Source organism: Sphaerisporangium sp. NPDC088356, from assembly GCF_040685555.1.
Taxonomy (GTDB): domain Bacteria; phylum Actinomycetota; class Actinomycetes; order Streptosporangiales; family Streptosporangiaceae; genus Sphaerisporangium.
Map to the genome: position 1 here is coordinate 89,496 of NZ_JBFBIK010000007.1, position 17,116 is coordinate 106,611.

At 71.4% G+C, this 17,116-nt stretch carries 13 protein-coding genes and 1 tRNA gene; 10 read left to right on the forward strand and 4 right to left on the reverse strand.

Annotated features, from left to right (window positions below):
- Positions 1–120: 120 nt before the first annotated feature.
- The 5 genes from AB0O34_RS05115 to AB0O34_RS05135 all read left to right on the forward strand — a co-directional run bounded on the left by AB0O34_RS05115 (position 121) and on the right by AB0O34_RS05135 (position 7,813).
- Positions 121–2,679 carry a carboxylate--amine ligase/circularly permuted type 2 ATP-grasp protein gene (locus AB0O34_RS05115; protein ID WP_363912776.1) on the forward strand — a complete coding sequence of 853 codons (2,559 nt, stop codon included), beginning with the start codon at positions 121–123 and terminating at the stop codon, positions 2,677–2,679.
- Positions 2,679–4,511 (forward strand): N-acetylglutaminylglutamine amidotransferase, encoded by a 1,833-nt coding sequence (locus tag AB0O34_RS05120; RefSeq protein ID WP_363912778.1) that lies wholly within the window; start codon positions 2,679–2,681, stop codon positions 4,509–4,511. The genes AB0O34_RS05115 and AB0O34_RS05120 overlap by 1 nt, the downstream gene beginning before the upstream one ends.
- Positions 4,487–6,337 (forward strand): alpha/beta fold hydrolase, encoded by a 1,851-nt coding sequence (locus AB0O34_RS05125; protein WP_363912780.1) that lies wholly within the window; start codon positions 4,487–4,489, stop codon positions 6,335–6,337. The genes AB0O34_RS05120 and AB0O34_RS05125 overlap by 25 nt, the downstream gene beginning before the upstream one ends.
- A gap of 20 nt (positions 6,338–6,357) precedes the next feature.
- The gene (locus tag AB0O34_RS05130; RefSeq protein WP_363912782.1) at positions 6,358–7,245 is read left to right on the forward strand and encodes an alpha/beta hydrolase; all 888 of its coding nucleotides are present in this window, start codon (positions 6,358–6,360) and stop codon (positions 7,243–7,245) included.
- A gap of 250 nt (positions 7,246–7,495) precedes the next feature.
- A complete protein-coding gene (locus AB0O34_RS05135) occupies positions 7,496–7,813 on the forward strand; it encodes a hypothetical protein (RefSeq protein WP_363912784.1) in 318 nt (105 codons plus the stop codon).
- Positions 7,814–7,953: 140 nt separating this feature from the next.
- Here the strand turns inward: AB0O34_RS05135 and AB0O34_RS05140 are convergent.
- Positions 7,954–8,027 (reverse strand) — tRNA-Met (locus AB0O34_RS05140).
- Positions 8,028–8,180: 153 nt separating this feature from the next.
- Complete coding sequence (locus tag AB0O34_RS05145; RefSeq protein ID WP_363912786.1) at positions 8,181–9,338, reverse strand: LacI family DNA-binding transcriptional regulator; 1,158 nt, start codon at positions 9,336–9,338, stop codon at positions 8,181–8,183.
- Positions 9,339–9,646: 308 nt separating this feature from the next.
- Between AB0O34_RS05145 and AB0O34_RS05150 the strand changes: the two genes are divergently transcribed.
- The 3 genes from AB0O34_RS05150 to AB0O34_RS05160 all read left to right on the forward strand — a co-directional run bounded on the left by AB0O34_RS05150 (position 9,647) and on the right by AB0O34_RS05160 (position 12,924).
- A complete protein-coding gene (locus AB0O34_RS05150) occupies positions 9,647–10,798 on the forward strand; it encodes a Gfo/Idh/MocA family oxidoreductase (protein WP_363912788.1) in 1,152 nt (383 codons plus the stop codon).
- 69 nt (positions 10,799–10,867) lie between these two features.
- Complete coding sequence (locus tag AB0O34_RS05155; RefSeq protein ID WP_363912790.1) at positions 10,868–12,016, forward strand: dihydrodipicolinate synthase family protein; 1,149 nt, start codon at positions 10,868–10,870, stop codon at positions 12,014–12,016.
- Positions 12,013–12,924 (forward strand): sugar phosphate isomerase/epimerase family protein, encoded by a 912-nt coding sequence (locus tag AB0O34_RS05160; protein WP_363912792.1) that lies wholly within the window; start codon positions 12,013–12,015, stop codon positions 12,922–12,924. The genes AB0O34_RS05155 and AB0O34_RS05160 overlap by 4 nt, the downstream gene beginning before the upstream one ends.
- A gap of 26 nt (positions 12,925–12,950) precedes the next feature.
- On the opposite strand, the gene AB0O34_RS05165 is transcribed toward AB0O34_RS05160, so the two are convergent.
- Together AB0O34_RS05165 and AB0O34_RS05170 are read right to left on the reverse strand one after the other, a co-directional pair.
- Positions 12,951–13,388, reverse strand: coding sequence for a hypothetical protein (locus AB0O34_RS05165; protein ID WP_363912794.1), 438 nt, complete (start codon positions 13,386–13,388; stop codon positions 12,951–12,953).
- 60 nt (positions 13,389–13,448) lie between these two features.
- Positions 13,449–15,560, reverse strand: a complete 2,112-nt coding sequence (locus AB0O34_RS05170) for a hypothetical protein (RefSeq protein WP_363912796.1) — start codon at positions 15,558–15,560, stop codon at positions 13,449–13,451.
- Positions 15,561–15,721: 161 nt separating this feature from the next.
- Between AB0O34_RS05170 and AB0O34_RS05175 the strand changes: the two genes are divergently transcribed.
- Both AB0O34_RS05175 and AB0O34_RS05180 read left to right on the forward strand, forming a co-directional pair.
- A complete protein-coding gene (locus tag AB0O34_RS05175) occupies positions 15,722–16,630 on the forward strand; it encodes an LLM class F420-dependent oxidoreductase (RefSeq protein WP_363912798.1) in 909 nt (302 codons plus the stop codon).
- A gap of 162 nt (positions 16,631–16,792) precedes the next feature.
- A complete protein-coding gene (locus AB0O34_RS05180) occupies positions 16,793–17,104 on the forward strand; it encodes a hypothetical protein (protein ID WP_363912800.1) in 312 nt (103 codons plus the stop codon).
- The last annotated feature ends 12 nt before the right edge of the window (positions 17,105–17,116 follow it).

Here is a 17,116-nt window from a genome sequence, read left to right on the forward strand (position 1 = left end):
ATCGCCCGGTGCTGGGGAAATCACAATCCGAAGAGTCCCATCGTGACGTGCATTTAGGTGGTTTCTGGGCAGAAGCCCATCAAACGCCCCTGGTCGATGGACTTACTGAAGGATGGTGGAATGACGGTTCTCGCGGAGTCGGTCGCCGTTGGCGTTGAGGAGGAGTTCCACGTAGTGGACCTCGAGACGCGCCACCTCGTTCCACGCGCCGATCATCTCCTCCAGCGGCTGCCGGGCGAGCGGTTCACGCAGGAGTTGCAGCGGTCGGTGGTCGAGTCGAACAGCCGCCCGTACGTGCGCCTGGAAGATCTCGGGCACGACCTGACCGCCCTGCGCCGCACGGTGATCGAGGCGGCGGACGGGCTCGGGCTCGGGATCGTGGCGGCCGGGGCGGTGCCTCTGGTCGACCCGGCGGCACTGAAGATCTCACCGGACGCCCGGTACGAGCAGATGCTGGAGGACTATCAGCTCCTCACCCGTGAGCAGCTGATTTGCGGCGCGCAGGTGCACGTGGACGTCGCCAACCGCGACCTCGCCGTCGAGGTCGCGCACCGCGTGTCGCCCTGGCTGCCGCCGCTCCTGGCGCTCAGCGCGAGCTCGCCGTACTGGCTCGGAGCCGACAGCGGGTACGCCAGCTACCGCACCCTGGTCTGGAACCGCTGGCCCACCACGGGTCCGGTCCGCCACTTCGCGTCCGCCGCCGAGTACGACCAGATGGTGGCGGACCTCGTGCGCTCCGGCGTCATCATGGACCCGGGCATGATCTACTTCGACGTGCGCCCGTCCGCGCACGTCTCCACGGTCGAGCTGCGCATGTGCGACGCCTGCCCTAGCGTGGGCAAGGTCGTCCTGCTGGCCGGCATCTTCCGCGCCGTGGTCCTGCGCGAGCTGCACGCCATCGAGAACGACGACCCGACGCCGACGATCCGCATGGAGCTCGTCCGGGCGGCGACCTGGCGCTCGGCGCGCTCGGGGCTCGAGGGCATGCTCGTCGACCCGGTCGAGGGCACGGCGATGCCGGCCGCCGACGTGATCAGGCGGATGCTGGACGGGCTGCGCCCCCAGCTGGAGGCCACGGGCGACTGGGACCTGGTGACGACGCTGGCCGAGGAGACCCTGGGCAGGGGCAGCTCGGCGGCCCGCCAGCGGCGGGTGCTGGAACGCGGCGGGACGCTGTCCGACGTCGTCGACCTCCTCGTGGCCGAGACCCGCTCGGACGGCTGGCAGACCGAGTTCGGCGGCCCGAACCCCGGGCTGGAGACGAGCCTGCTCAAGGGCTACGAGGCGGTGCAGGACGAGGCCGTGATCGCGGGCACCGTCCGCGAGCCGTACCAGCCGGTCCTCAAGGCGCTCGACCGGCTCGGCCCGGTGGAACTGCGCGAGCGGGAGACCGCGCGCAACCGCTACATGCGCGAGTCAGGCATGACCTTCGTGGTCAAGGGGACGGAAGGCCTGGAGGGGGAGGCCGCCGACCAGGAGGCGACCGACCTGTCCCGCAAGATGCCCGTCGACCTCGTGCCGAGGCTGATCGCGGCCGACGACTGGGCGAAGATCCGCGAAGGGATGCCGCAGCGGGTCCGCGCGCTGGAGGCCTTCCTGCGCGACGTGTACGGCAGGCGCGAGGTGATCAAGGACCGGGTGCTCCCCGCGTGGGCCGTGGACGAGTCGCCGGGCTACCGGCCCGCGGGCTGGCGGGTGCACGGCGGGTCCATCAGATGCTCGGTCGCCGGGCTGGACGTGGCCCGCGACGGCGCCGGGCGGTGGGTCGTGCTGGAGGACAACCTGCGGGTGCCCTCCGGCATCGGCTACGCGGTGGGCAACCGCCGGATGGCGGCCCACGTGCTCCCCGAGCTCGACCGCTCGGCGGTCATGGACCCCGAGGGCACCGCGTCCCTGCTACGCGAGGCCCTGCTCGCGGCCTCGCCCGCGAGCGACCCCACCCTCGGCGTGATCACCTCGGGGCCGGACGACCCGGCGTACTACGAGCACCGGACGCTCGCCGAGGAGATGGACGCGGTCCTCGCCGAGCCCGCCGACCTGGAGGTCAGGGACGGCATCGTGTACGCCTCGGGGCGGCGCGTGGACGTGCTCTACCGCAGGATCGAGGAGGACAACCTGCTGGCGAGCCCGATCGGAGCCGCCCTGCTCGACGCGATGGAACGCGGAACGCTCACCCTGGCCAACGCGCCAGGCAACGGCGTCGCCGACGACAAGAGCCTGTACCGCTACGTGCCCCGGCTCATCGACTACTACCTGGGAGAACGTCCCCTGCTCGCCAACGTCACGACCTATCTCTGCCGCGACCCGGAAGACCGCGAGCACGTGCTCGACCGCCTGGAGGAGCTGGTGGTCAAACCGGTCGACGGATTCGGCGGCCAGGGGGTGACCATCGGCCAGGACGCCTCGCCGGACGAGCTGAAGGCGATCCGCGAGGAGATCCTGGCCGCCCCCGAGCGCTGGGTGGCGCAGGAGACGATCGCCCTGTCCACGCACCCGACCTTCGACGGCGAGCGCCTGCGCCCGCACGTGATCGACCTGCGCGCGTTCGTGTTCACCGGCAAGGACCCGGTCGTGCCGCAGGCGGCGCTGACCCGCGTCGCCCCGCCCGACAGCATGATCGTCAACTCCTCGCAGGGCGGCGGGGCCAAGGACACCTGGCTGCTGAGGGAGGTCGTCTGATGTGCGGCCTCAGCGGTGAGATCCGTTTCGACGGCCGCGCGGCCGACGTGGGCGCCGTCGAGCGCATGACCGCGGCCATGGCCGCGCGCGGGCCCGACGGGACGGGCCTGTGGGCGCTCGGCCCCGTGGCCCTCGGCCACCGGCGGTTGAAGATCATCGACCTGTCCGACCGCGGGGCGCAGCCCATGGTCGACGCCGAGGCCGGTCTGGCCGGGGTGTTCAACGGCTGCCTCTACAACTACCGGGAACTGCGCGAGGTGCTGCTGGGGGAGGGCTACCGGTTCTTCTCCACCTCCGACACCGAGGTGCTGCTGAAGGCATACCGCCACTGGGGCCGGAGGTGCGTGGACCACTTCAAGGGCATGTTCGCGTTCGCCGTCGCCGAGCGGGACACCGGGCGGCTGGTGCTGGGCCGCGACCGGCTCGGCATCAAGCCGCTCTACCTCACCCGGGACGCGGCGCGGCTGCGGTTCGCCTCCACCCTGCCCGCGCTGCTCGCCGGCGGCGGAGTGCGCACCGACATCGACCGCGTCGCACTGCACCACTACATGACCTTCCACTCTGTGGTGCCCTCGCCCCGGACGATCCTGACCGGCGTGGAGAAGCTGCCGCCCGCCACCGTGCGGACGATCGAGCCCGACGGCACGGCGCACGACGACCACTACTGGAACCCGGCCTTCGAGCGTCCCCGGGAGCCGGGGGTGCTCCAGCCGGGCGCCGTGCAGCTGGACGTCCTCCAGAGCGGCATGGGCGAGATGGGCCCCGGCGAGTGGCGTGAGGCCGTCTTCGAGGCCCTCAGGGTGGCCGTGCGGCGGCGCACGGTGGCGGACGTGCCGGTGGGCGTGCTGCTTTCGGGAGGTCTGGACTCCAGCCTGATCGTGGCCCTGCTCGCCCAGGAGGGGCAGCGGGACATCGCGACGTTCAGCGTCGGGTTCCACGCGGCGGGCGGTGAGTCGGGGGACGAGTTCGCCTACTCCGACCTGGTCGCCCAGCGCTTCGGCACCGACCACCACCGCATCCTCGTCGACGACCTGCGGCTGCTGCCGTCCCTGCGGAACGCCGTCGCGGCGATGAGCGAGCCCATGGTCAGCCATGACTGCGTCGCCTTCCACCTGCTGTCGGAGGAGGTGTCGCGGCACGTCAAGGTCGTGCAGTCCGGCCAGGGCGCCGACGAGGTCTTCGCCGGCTACGACTGGTACCCGCCGCTGGAGAACGTGCCGCGAGGGGAGGCCGCCGACGTGTACGCGAAGGTCTTCTTCGACCGCGCCCACGAGGGCCTGGCCGAGATCCTCGGGCCCGACTACCTGCTCGGCGACGACGCCAGCGGGGCGTTCGTCCGCGAGCACCTCTCTATGCCCGGCGCCGACACCGCGCTCGACGCCGTGCTGCGCCTGGACACCAACGTCATGCTCGTGGACGACCCGGTCAAGCGGGTCGACAACATGACGATGGCCTTCGGGCTGGAGGCGCGCACCCCGTTCCTCGACCACGATCTGGTCGAGCTGGCCGCCATGTGCCCCCCCGAGCTGAAGCTCGCCTCCGGCGGCAAGGGCGTGCTCAAGGCCGCGGCCCGGGGGATCGTCCCCGACGAGGTCATCGACCGCCCGAAGGGCTACTTCCCCGTGCCGGCGATCCGCCACATCCACGGGCCGTTCCTGGAGATGGTGCGGGACACCCTCACCGGGCCGACCGCCCGTTCGCGCGGCCTGTTCCGTCCCGCGATGGTGGACAAGCTTCTGGCCGCGCCCGATGACTACAGAACCACACTAGGAGCCAACGCGTTGTGGCAACTTGGACTCCTGGAGTTGTGGCTTCAAGCACAAGGAGTCTGACCGTCGACGTCTCGTGGATCTGCCGTTTCCCCGCCCTGTCGCCCGACAACCGGGCCGTCGCGTTCGTCAGCGACCGCGACGGCTCGCCCCGCGCCTGGGTCCAACCCCTGCCCGAGTACCTGGCCGAGGGGCGCGAAGCCATGCTCACCGGCCGCCAGTCCGTGCCCCCGGCGGGCATGCCGCAGGCACGGGTGATCGACACCGGCCCCGAGCCGGTCGGCAACGTGCTCTGGTCGCCCGACGGCGAGTGGCTGGCCGTCCTCGTCTCGCCGGGCGGGGGAGAGCACACACAGGTGTGGGCCGTACGGCCCGACGGCACCGACCGCCGCCTGCTCGCCGGGCCGACCGACACCCCCGCGCGGGGCTCCGCCGTGTTCGTGCGGTGGACCGGGCAGGGCTCGACGCTGCTCGTCGCCGAGCTGGGCGGGTCCGGCTCGACGGAGGCCGTGCTCATCGACGCGGGCCTCGGCCACCGCGACACCATCGCGGTCGGCCCGCTGATGTGGCCGAGCGCGGTGAGCCGCGACCACAGCCGGGTGCTGCTGCGCCACGGGCCCCGCGGCATGCGCGAGATGTCGGTCGCCGACCTGCCTTTCGGGAAGGAGAGGCCGCTGCTTCCGCCGACGACCGACCTCGGCACGCTGTCCCCCGACGGCGAGGTGGCCTACATCCGCTCCAACGCCGGCCGCGACCGCATGGCGCTGATCGCGATGCCCATGGGCGGGGCTCCCCAGGTGATCGCCGAGCGTCCCGACGCGGAGCTCGACCGGTTCTCCGTCAGCGTGGACGGCACGGTGGCCCTGCTCGTCTGGAACGTCGCGGGCCGCTCCGAGCTGGAGGTGGCCGACCTGATCGAGGGCGGCACCCGGCCGCTCCCGCCGCCGCCGGTCGACGTGATCAGCTCCGCCCGGCTGTCCCTGGACGGCACCCTGGCCGTGATCGCGGGGGAGGGCCCCGCCACGCCCTCATACGTGCTGCTGTGCGACCTCGCGACCGGCGTCTACCGCCGGGTGGCCGGTGACGACCCCCTGCCGGACGACATCGAGGCCGAGCTGATCCAGTTCAACGCCAGGGACGGCCTGGAGCTGAGCGGCTGGCTGTACCGCGCCGGGCCGTCCCGCACGCCGTGCGTGATCTACCTGCACGGCGGCCCCGAGAGCCAGGAACGCCCGACGTTCAACCCGCTCTTCCAGCGGCTCCTGGCGGCCGGCATCAGCGTGCTCGCGCCCAACGTCCGGGGCTCCTCGGGCTTCGGGCGCGCGTTCCTCGACGCCGACAACCACGCGCTGCGCTTCCACGCCATCGACGACGTGGCCGACTGCGTGGACCACCTCGTGCGGACGGGCGTCGCCGACGCCGGCAGGGTGGCCTGCATGGGCCGCTCGTACGGGGGCTACCTGACCCTCGCGGCCCTGGTGACCTACCCCGAACTGTTCCGCGCCGGGGTGGACGTGTGCGGCATGGCCGACTTCGCGACCTTCTACGCCCGCACCGAGCCGTGGATCGCCGCCGCGGCCGTCTCCGAGTACGGCGATCCGGTGGCCGACCGCGACCTGCTGCGGGCCCTTTCGCCCATCCACTCCTTCGACAAGCTGGCCGCGCCGCTGCTCGTCGTCCACGGCGCGCAGGACACCAACGTGCCGGTGTACGAGGCCGAGCAGGTCGTGGCCGAGGCCATCGCGCACGGCATCCCGTGCCGCTACCTGCTCTTCGACGACGAGGGCCACGAGACGGTCAGGACGGCCAACAAGATCGCCTTCGTGGAGGCCGTCGTCGCGTGGCTCGGGCGGTGGTTCGAGGAACAGCCCGGCGGTTCTGGCGGTTGACTTGCGGCATGGCTGACCGAATGGCTGATCCAGTTGAGTTCACCGCCGACGGCATCACGCTCGCCGGCGACCTCAGGGTGCCGGAGGGCGAGGGCCCCCATCCGGCCCTGGTGTTCACCGGGCCGCTCACCGGCGTGAAGGAGCAGGTCACCGGCCTGTACGCGTCCCGGCTGGCCGAGGCGGGGTACGTCACGCTGGCCTTCGACCACCGCAACTTCGGCGGGTCGGGTGGCACGCCGCGCCACCACGAGGACCCGCAGGGAAAGCTCGGCGACCTGCGGGCCGCCGTGTCGTACCTGCGCGGCCTTCCCGAGGTGGACGGCGAGCGCGTGGGCGCCGTCGGCATCTGCCTGGGCGCGGGGTACGCGCTCCGGTTCGCGGCGTTCGATCCGAGGGTGAAGGCCTTCGTGGGCATCGCGGGCGCGTACAACAATCCGTACGCCATGCGGTCGGGCATGTCCGATGCGGGCTACCAGGAGGCGCTGGAATCCTTCACCGAGGTGTTCGAACGGCAGGACCGGGGTGGCCCGGTGGAGTACTTCCCGGCGGTCGCCGTCTTCGGCGAGGCGGCGATGCAGGGGGAGGAGCCGTTCGCCTACTACGGCACCGAGCGCTCGGTGTCCCCGTCGTGGAAGAACACGATCACCCGGGCGTCGATCCGCGAGTTGATCACCGTGGACAACATGATGGGCGCCGACTTCCTGTCGCCCAAGCCCGGCCTGCTCGTGCACGGCATCGTCGACGGCTTCTGCTCCCCGGAGAGCGCCGAGGAGGCCTACAAGCGCATGGACGAGCCCAAGAAGCTCGTCTGGCTCGACGCCAGGCTCCACATCGACCTCTACGACACCGAGCCCTACGTCACGCAGGCCGTCACCGAGACCAGTCGCTTCCTCGCCGAGCACCTCTGAGGGCCCGCATCGGCGGCCCTCGCGATGACAGAGGGCAGATGACAGAGGACAAAGGGCGGGTAACTATCTTGCCCGCGCATCATTCGGAGCGGGACTGACGCTTGGTCGCAGGGTATGGGGGCTAATGTCGCTGATATGCGACTGACGTGAGTGTCCGCCACAAAGCGACATGAAAGGGCAGGTGTGCACCTAAATGACTCGCCATTGTGCGGAGAATCCGCTTGTCGGCATGGGCGGGAAAGCGCGGTGGATGACGCTGACCGCGCTCGTGGTCGTGATACCGGTGGTCATCGCGTCGCCGCAGGCAGACGCGAGCGTCCTGGCGACCAGTGGGAACTCCGGGGCGACCGTCCGCAGCGACGATCATGGTCCCATCAACTTGACGGTCGGAAACGGCAACCGCAACAAGAATGACCTGAGAGTCGTGAACACCACCACTCAACACGGCGTCCAGAACCTGTCGACCACGAACCTGAGCGGAACCACCCGTATTCAGAACTCGTCTTGCAAGAACAGACATCGCGCCTGCAACGTGTACCAGAGGCAACGGACGTCCCATCGCTGGTAGGCAACCCCATCCGCGACCGCTGCCCGGTGCGTTCACAACCGGCCGGTCCGCGGCTCGGATAAGGCCCTGAAAGGCTCCGCGAAGGCCCTGAAAGACGAAGGCCCTGGTCTCCGTGAGCCGGTGACCAGGGCCTTCCTTTGTAGCGGGGGCAGGATTTGAACCTGCGACCTCTGGGTTATGAGCCCAGCGAGCTACCGAGCTGCTCCACCCCGCGTCGGTGTTCCACAACCATACCGCCGATCCAGGGGGACGCAAACCGGATCACTCCAAGGCCGCCGTACGGTCGCGTCCGTACCCGACGGGGGGGGCGGCCGGTGGCCTGTCCCCGTCGGTGAGGCCGGACCCCATGAGCCTGACCCGGCCAGGGTCACTCGAAGATCCTTTCAACGTTCTCGTGAGGGCCGGCGGGGAGTGCCGGGGTGTACGTCTCGTGGAGCGGCACGGCGCCGACGGCCCGTACGCCCGGTACGAGGCCATCGTGGAACCTGGGGGCGGGCGGCGCGGTGCTCTCGCGCAGGATGACCTCGCCGGAGACCCGCTCGACGCGGCTGCGCGGGCTGGCGGGCCGGAGCGCCATGGCCATGACGCGCTTGCCGAGCTCTTCCAGTGGGAGGTGGACGGTGGTGAGGGGCGGCGTCAGGTCGGCGATGATCGGGATGTCGTCGAAGCCCGCCAGGGACACGTCCGCGGGCACGGCGAGCCCGTGCCCGCGCAGGGCGGCGAGCGCGCCGACCGCCATCACATCGGTCAGCGCGAAGACGCAGGTGGCCCGGAGCCCCCTGCGAAGCAGCTCGGTGGCGGCCTCGAACCCGCCGTCCCTGGTGAAGGCGCCCTCCACGACGTGGCCGGGGTCCAGGGTGATGCCGGCCTTGGCGAGCGCGTCCTGGAAGCCGGCCAGGCGATCGACCACGGTGGTGAGCCTGGGAGGCCCGGTCAGCACGGCGAAGTCCCGGTGGCCGAGTGCCAGCATCGCCTCGGCGAGCGCGGCGCCGCCCGCGCGGTTCTCGGGAAGGACCGTGTCGAGGCGGAGGTCCTGGTGGCGGCTGACCGCCGCGACCCGGCCGCCCGCGGCGGTGTAGGGGGCGATCTCACGCCGCATGGCCTGCCGCCAGGCGCGGTCCTCGAAGCCGGAGCCGATGAGCAGAATCGCCCGAACCCGCTGGCCGCGCATCATGGAGACGTAGGCGACCTCACGATCGGGGTCGCGGAACGTGCTGCCCAGGATGACGTTCAGGCCCTCGTCGGCGGCGGCGCGCATGACGCCCCTGGCGACGCCGGCGAAGTAGGGGTCGCCGATGTCGTGGCAGATCACCCCCACGGTCTGGCTGGACGCCCGGGCGAGGGCCTGCGCGTGGGCGTTCGGCGTGTACGCCAGCTCCGCGGCGGCGGCGAGGACGCGCTCACGGAGGTCCGGCCGGACCTTGGTGGCGCCGTTGAGCACGCGGGAGGCCGTGGCGGGTGAGACCTGGGCGGACCGGGCCACGTCGTCGAGGGTCACCTGCGGCTGTTCGGACACGTTGTTCACCAACCCCCTTGACCGTGATGTGAGAGGAATTTATGGTACGCCGAGAAAGCGCTTTCCGATCATCGAGAAAGCGCTTGCGCGGCTGCTCGCCGACAAGTGGCCGTACATGTGTCAGATGAACGCCCTGCTCCAGTCCTTCACCGATGTCTTCCCCGAGGTCTGATCTCTGACCCGCGGCGGGCGCCCACCGCGTCCCGCACCCCGGCGGAGCGGGAGATCCACGTCCGCCCGGTGGGCAAGGTAGCACCGGCCCACCGGGCGGCGCACGATGCCAGATAGAAAACGCTTTCCAGCAAAGGAGGCCCTGGGTGACCACTCGGACCCTAGGCGTTGTGATGAACGGTGTCACCGGCCGCATGGGCTACCGCCAGCATCTGGTTCGGTCGGTCCTGGCCATCAACGAGCAGGGCGGCATCGACCTCGGCGGCGGCGAGCGGGTGCTGCTGGAGCCGGTCCTGGTCGGCCGCAGCGAGTACAAGCTTCGCGAGCTCTGCGAGCGGCACAACCTCAAGAACTGGACGACCGACCTCGCGGGCGCGCTGCGCGACCCGGACAACGCGCTGTACTTCGACGCGCAGGTCACCCCGGCGCGCGTGGGCGCGATCACGCAGGCCATCGAGGCCGGCAAGCACGTCTACACCGAGAAGCCGCTGGCGGAGACGCTGGAGGAGGCCGTGGCCCTCGCGCGCCTCGCCGAGAGCGCCGGCGTCAGGAACGGCGTCGTGCAGGACAAGCTGTTTCTGCCGGGCCTGCTCAAGCTCAAGCGCCTGCTCGACGGCGGCTTCTTCGGCCGCGTCCTTTCTGTGCGCGGTGAGTTCGGCTACTGGGTGTTCGAAGGCGACTGGCAGCCCGCCCAGCGGCCGTCGTGGAACTACCGTGTCGAGGACGGCGGCGGCATCGCGCTCGACATGTTCTGCCACTGGTCGTACGTGCTGGAGAACCTCTTCGGCCGGGTCGAGGCGGTCACCGCGCGCGTGGTCACCCACATCCCTGAGCGGGTGGACGAGGCCGGACGGGCCTACGAGGCGACGGCCGACGACGCCGCGTACGGCATCTTCGAGCTGTCCGGCGGCGCGATCGCCCAGATCAACTCCTCCTGGTGCGTCCGGGTCAACCGCGACGAGCTGGTGGAGTTCCAGGTGGACGGCACGCATGGCAGCGCGGTCGCCGGCCTGCGTGGCTGCCGGATCCAGCACCGCGGGACCACCCCCATGCCCGTCTGGAACCCCGACCTCCCCGTCACCCACTCCTTCAGGGATGACTGGCAGGAGGTCCCCGACAACGAAAGCTTCGGCAACGGGTTCAAGACCCAGTGGGAGATGTTCATCCGGGCCGTGGTCGAGGGCACGCCGTTCCCGCACGACTTCCTCGCCGGGGCGCGGGGCGTGCAGCTCGCCGAGTCGGGGCTCCGGTCGTCCGCCGAGGGCCGCCGCGTCGAGCTCCCGGAGATCACTCTGTGACCGTTCTGTGACCGTCCTGTCCACCGCCGAGGCGCACACCTCGGTCCGCGAGCATGTGGGGACCCCTCTGTGATCGTCCTGCCCTCCGCCGGGGGAAGCCTCTCGGCCCACGAACCGCGCGAGCCCGTCGACTGGCCCAGGCCGTCGGGCCCGCCCCGCTCCCGCGTCGCGTATGCGGCCGCCCACGTTGTCGCCGACCCGCTCGGCGACAACACGCCGGGCGCGTCCGCCGCGGTCGACTGGGCGGCCACACTCCGGTTCCGGCGGCACCTGTGGTCGTACGGCTTCCGCGTGGCCGACGCGATGGACACCGCCCAGCGCAACATGGGTCTCGACTGGGCCGCGACGCGCGAGCTGATCAGGCGTACGGCAGGAGAGGCGACGGGGTTCGGCGACCCGGCCGAGCTGGTGGCCTGCGGAGCGGGCACCGACCACGCGCCGGACGCCCGTACGCGGGACGACGTGCTGCGCGCCTACGCCGAGCAGATCGACCTGGTCCAGTCGGCCGGGGCCGGGGTGATCCTCATGGCCAGCCGCCAGCTCGCCGCGCTGGCCCGTACGCCCGAGGAGTACCACGCGGTCTACGGCAAGCTGCTCGCCGAGGTGGACCGGCCGGTGATCCTGCACTGGCTGGGCGAGATGTTCGACCCGTCGCTGGCGGGCTACTGGGGCTCGCGCGACGTCACGGCCGCCACCGAGTCGCTGCTCGCGCTGATCCGCGACAACGCCGGCCGGATCGACGGGGTCAAGGTCTCGCTCCTGGACGCCGACCACGAGGTACGGCTGCGCGCGGCCCTTCCCGCGGGCGTCAGGCTCTACACCGGGGACGACTTCAACTACACACCGCTCATCGAGTCGGGCAGTGACGCGCTGCTCGGCATCTTCGACGCGATCGCTCCCGCCGCCTCCGCCGCGCTCCAGGCCCTGGACGCGGAGGACACCGGGCGCTACAGGGAGCTGCTGGAGCCCACCGTGCCGCTGTCGCGGAAGATCTTCGAGGCCCCGACCTACAACTACAAGACCGGCATCGTGTTCCTGGCGTGGCTCGCCGGGCACCAGGACGCGTTCGCCATGGTCGCCGGGGCGCAGTCGGCCCGTTCCATCGTCCACCTCGCCGAGGTGTACCGCCTGGCCGACCGGGCCGGCCTGTTGCCCGATCCCGATCTGGCGGAGTCGCGCATGCGCGCCCTGCTCGCCACGGCGGGGGTGGCCGCGTGAGCGGGACGGGCCTGGAGGGGAGCCGTCCGGCCGTCGATGTGCCGAGCGGCCGTCCCGCCTCGATCGAGACGCCCGCGCCGGGTGATCCGCGCCTCAGCAGGCTCTCCCTGAACCAGTGGACGACCCGCCGGTTCGGGGTGGCGGAGGCCGTGGACGGGTGCGCCAGGTTCGGGATCCCCGCGATCGGGCTGTGGCGCCAGCAGGTCTCCGAGCAGGGGCTCGCGGCGAGCGCCAAGCTCGTCCGGGACGCGGGCCTGCGCGTTTCGTCGCTCTGCAGGGGCGGCTTCCTGACCGCCGGCGACCCCGCCGCCTCGGCCTCGGCGCTCGACGACAACCGCCGGGCGATCGACGAGGCCGCCACGCTGGAGGCGGACTGCCTGGTCCTGGTCGTCGGCGGACTGCCCGGCGACTCGCGCGACCTGGCCGGTGCACGGGCACGGGTCGGGGAGGTGCTGGACGAGCTCGTCCCGTACGCCCTTGCGTCCGGGGTACGGCTGGCGCTGGAACCCCTGCATCCCATGTACTGCGCCGACCGGGCCGTGCTCTCCACGCTCGGCCAGGCCGTGGACCTCGCATCCCGCTGGCCGGTCGAGGCGGTCGGGGTGGTGGTCGACACCTTCCACGTGTGGTGGGACCCCGAGGTGCTGGACCAGATCGCGCGGGCGGCGGAGCGCATCGCGAGCTTCCAGGTGTGCGACTTCCTCGTGCCGCTTCCGGCGGACGTGCTGCTCGGGCGGGGGATGATGGGCGACGGCGTGATCGACTTCCGGCCGCTGCGGTCGGCCGTCGACGCCGCGGGGTACGCCGGGCCGATCGAGGTGGAGATCTTCAACGCCGACGTGTGGGCCGCCGACGGCCACGACGTGATCGCCACCCTCATCCGGCGCTACGTCACCGAGGTCCTCTAGGTGTCAGCACTGGGCGCCTCGCGTGGTCACTCCGGAAGACAGCCCGTCTTACCGGATATATCCACATTCGGCTGGCGGGTGCGCATCGCCACGGTGAAGACGATGCCGAGGGACTGCTTCTCCAGCACGCTGACGTTCACGCCGAACTGCGCGTGCGGGCCCTCGGCCTCCTGGTAGCCCATCGTGCGGAACTCGGTGGCCAGCGTGGAGGTCAGCGCCGTCGAGGCCCGCGCCGGATCGGCGCCCAGCGGCAGGTCGCCCGTCATCGTGAAGACGCTCCGCCGGGCGCCCGCCTCGCAGCCGGAACGGTCGTCGGTGAAGGCCGTGGCCTTGTGGTCGAGCTCCATGCGGCTCAGCACCGCGGCGTCGTCACGCAGGACGCCGGTCGTCTCCTCCAGCGTCAGCCCGCCCGCGCACGCGGTGCCCAGCACCAGAACGAGGGCACATACCCCGGCACGTCGCATCCCCGCCACTTTACCGATCAATGGTCCCGCACGGCTCGCCTCCCCGGTCAGAGAGTGTGCTCAACCGCCCTCGCGGCAGCGGTGCCGTACGTCGGCCGACAGTTCGAGCCCCGAGCGGGCGGGGAAGAGAGACCGCGCTCCGCGGCGGTCGATGGAGCCCTCCAGCATCCAGGAGAACTGCCCGGGGAAGTGCTCGGTGAGGATCGGGTGGTCTCCGGGGATCCCCCAGTCCTCCACGGCCTGCCCGGCGAGCTGGATGATCCACACGGGTACGGGCGTGCGGATCGCCGGCAGCCCGCGCTGGAGCGACAGCCGCTCGTCGCCCGCCCACTCCTCGCGGGTCAGGCCGCGGCAGTCGACGGCGAGGGCCCGGCCCAGGCGATCGCCGGACAGCAGCGGCCATTCGGTGCGGAGGAACTCGAAGGCGACGAGCAGGTCACCGAGATCCGCCGTACCGGTGCTCAGATCGGGCATCCGCTGCAGCGTGTCGAGGTCCATGGCCATCTGCCCGGCCGCGTACCCCTGCGGCAGCCGCAGTCCCAACTCGGCAGGGTCGGCGGCGCACAGCGACTGGAACCGCCGGAAGATCGTCCGGTACGCCTGCCAGCCTCCGGGGCCGGCGGTCGGCGCCGGGCCGGGGAACTCGACGTCGCCGAGCAGGAACTCGGCGACGAATCGGTTCGTGAGGTCGGCACCGGCCAGCATGGTGTTGATCACCCGCAGGGCCGCGCCCGCCCGCAGCATCGCCGCCTCCCAGGCCGGCATCGGGCTAGGCGTCCACACGTGGCACAGGGACGGGAACCCGGGCACCACGGGAGCGGCCTCGAAGCTCCTGGTCGCGCGGTCCCACGTCGAGTAGGCCGCGTCGAGGGAGCCGAGGTCGGCCGGTTCGACGTCCAGCACCCACCGCTCCGGCAGGAAGTCGGCCCTCTCCACGAGATGGCGGGTCAGCTCGGCCTCCCGCAGGCACCACGGCGACTCGCCGTAGCCGGGGGTGCTCACCCGTACGATCGCGGGCGTCGCACCGAACAGCGCCCACACCATCCCGGTGTTGGTCTCCCAGGAGGGGACGTACCCGGCGTCGATCGCGCACCGGCTCGACGACCAGAGCTCCAGGCGGCGGAGGGCGCGCTTGGCTTCGCGTGACCGGTGGCTGATCCCGACGGCGCGGCGCGGCCAGGCGGGCTTCACCGCGTTGAAGGCGAAGCAGGCGAGATCCTTCGGCCGCACATGAGCCCAGGGTTCGCGGGCGGCGTCCTCCAGCCAGGCCATCGCCTTGAGGGTGAGGAGCCACCGCCGCGCGACCGCCGGAGCGACCATCCTGAGCTGCGGGTCGTCCGAGCGCGCCGTCTGGAGCAGGCCCTCGACCACGGGACGGCTGCGCATGAGGCGCGCCGCCAGCCGTAGCGCCTCCGCCATCTCCCCGAAGCCGACGTCGGCGCTCAGCCAGGCCCAGTGATCGCGCCAGGCCTCCCCCTGGCCTGCCCTGATGTCGGCCACGTCGAGGAAGGACAGCCGCCCGTCGGGTGACATCTCCAGGTTGTAGAGCAGGTCGAGGGGTCTTTCCGCGAGCTCGTTGGCCGCCGCCCACGGACCGGGGAGCTTGATCCGGCGTGGAATCGCGAGGCGGGCGGCGGCGTCCTCGGTCAGAACGCCCTGCTCGCCCTCCGGGGTGAGCATGACATCGCGCAGCAGAGGCCCCACCGCGCAGCTCAGCCAGGTGCGGACGTGCCCTCTCCGAACGTCTCCGTCGTCCATCCGGAGGAAGCGGCCGACGGCGTCCTGATCGCCCGTTTCACGGGGGACGCCCGGCGGGCGGGACATGGGGCGCGTGCGCGAGGCGGTGGACGGAACGGCCTTCACCAGCAGGCCCACGTCGTGTTCCGGCCATTCGCCGATGCCGTCCGGCGGGCTCCAGGAGGGGGCGGCACCGCCCGTGCCGGTGCCGCGTACGCCCCTGGCCAGCCACGGATCGGACACGGAGCCCGTGGGAGCGGAGACGACGCGGTGCCGCGACCGCCGCATCGCGTCGCGGGCCTCCGTCCACCGGTCGAGGATCACCGCCGATCCGGTACCGAGGGCCTCCTCCAGCCACGCGAGCGAGACGGCCGCTTCGTTTCGCTCCTGACCACCCGCCCGGGAACGGCCCGTCATCGTCTTGTTCGCCGTCATGATCGGTGCTTGCCTCCACACCGCAGCGGGACCAGTCGGCCAGTATATGAGCTTGCCTCAAAATAATCTCCAGGGTTCACGGGTACCTCCCTTTACCGAACGAACGACGTACGATGACCGGAGCAAAACTAGAACTTCATTCGGTTCAGATGGGTAGGACAATGCGCATCGGGCTTTATCTCAATGAACCCTCGGGGCCGGACGCGATCACCAAGCTGGGCGAGCGCATCGCCAGGGCCGCCGACGACGGCTTCGCCTCGGTCTGGGCCTCGAACATCTTCGGGCTCGACGCGCTGACCGCGCTGGCGGTCGCGGGCAGCCGGGTGCCGGGCATCGAGCTCGGCACGGCCGTGGTGCCGACATACCCGCGTCACCCCGCCGTCCTCGCGCAGCAGGCCCTCACCGCGAGCACGGCAACCGGGGGGCGGCTTTCACTCGGCATCGGCCTGTCCCACCAGATCGTCATCGAGAACATGTACGGGTACAGCTTCGACAGGCCGGCGCGGCACATGCGGGAGTTCCTCTCGGTGCTGCTTCCCCTCGTGCGCGGCGAGCAGGCCGACTTCGACGGCGAGACCCTCAAGGCGCACCTGGCCCTCAGCACCCCGGGGGCGGGCACCGTCCCCGTGCTGATCGCCGCGCTGGCGCCCCGGATGCTGCGCCTGGCCGGGGAGATGGCGGACGGCACCGTGCTCTGGATGACCGGCCCGAGGACCGTCGCCGACCACGTCGTCCCCACGATCACCGAGGCCGCGCGGGCCGCCGGGCGCCCGGATCCCCGCATCGTGTGCGCGCTCCCGGTGGCCGTGACCGCCGACAAGGACGCCGCCCGTGCCGAGGCCGACAAGGTCCTCGCCATCTACGGCCAGCTCCCCTCCTACCGGGCGATGCTGGACCGCGAGGGCGCCGCGGGCCCGTCCGGCGTCGCGATCGTGGGCGATGAGGACGAGGTGGCCGGTCAGATCGAGGCGCTCGCCAAGATCGGGGTGACCGACTTCGCCGCCGCCACGTTCATCTCCGGCGACGACGCCGTGCGCACCCGTAAGTTCCTCAAGACCCTGGTCGCCTAGGAGCGGGTCGCCCCGGAGCCACCGTCTCGGGCAGGGGGAAGATCGCCGGAGATGGTGGCTTTGGGGTGAAATGCTAAAATTGGGACACGCCGATGAGAGGGGACCGGGCGCTTGAGGAGACGATCGGATGCGATCGCCGTTCCAAGAGCGGTTCCCTATCTCGTGTTCGCGGCGTTAGCGCTCCTGATCGCCGCCGTCACCGCCTACGGCCTCCGAAGCGCGCTGCCGGCCGAGGTCCACGGCCGCTCGGCCGACATCACGGCCGCTGACGGCCCGTTTCTTGTCAAGGTGATACCGGGTACGGCGCACCGGACCGCCCCACCGCAGATCGGGTGGGCGGACGCGCCTCCGGCCGTCTTCGCCCCGCGGGCGGCGGGGCGCGGGCTCGTGCCGGGCGACCTCGGCACCCGCGTGCCCGTGCCCGTGACGTACGAGCCGTCCCGCCCCCGCGCACCTCCGGCCGAGGGTCCCTGACGCGTCACTGTC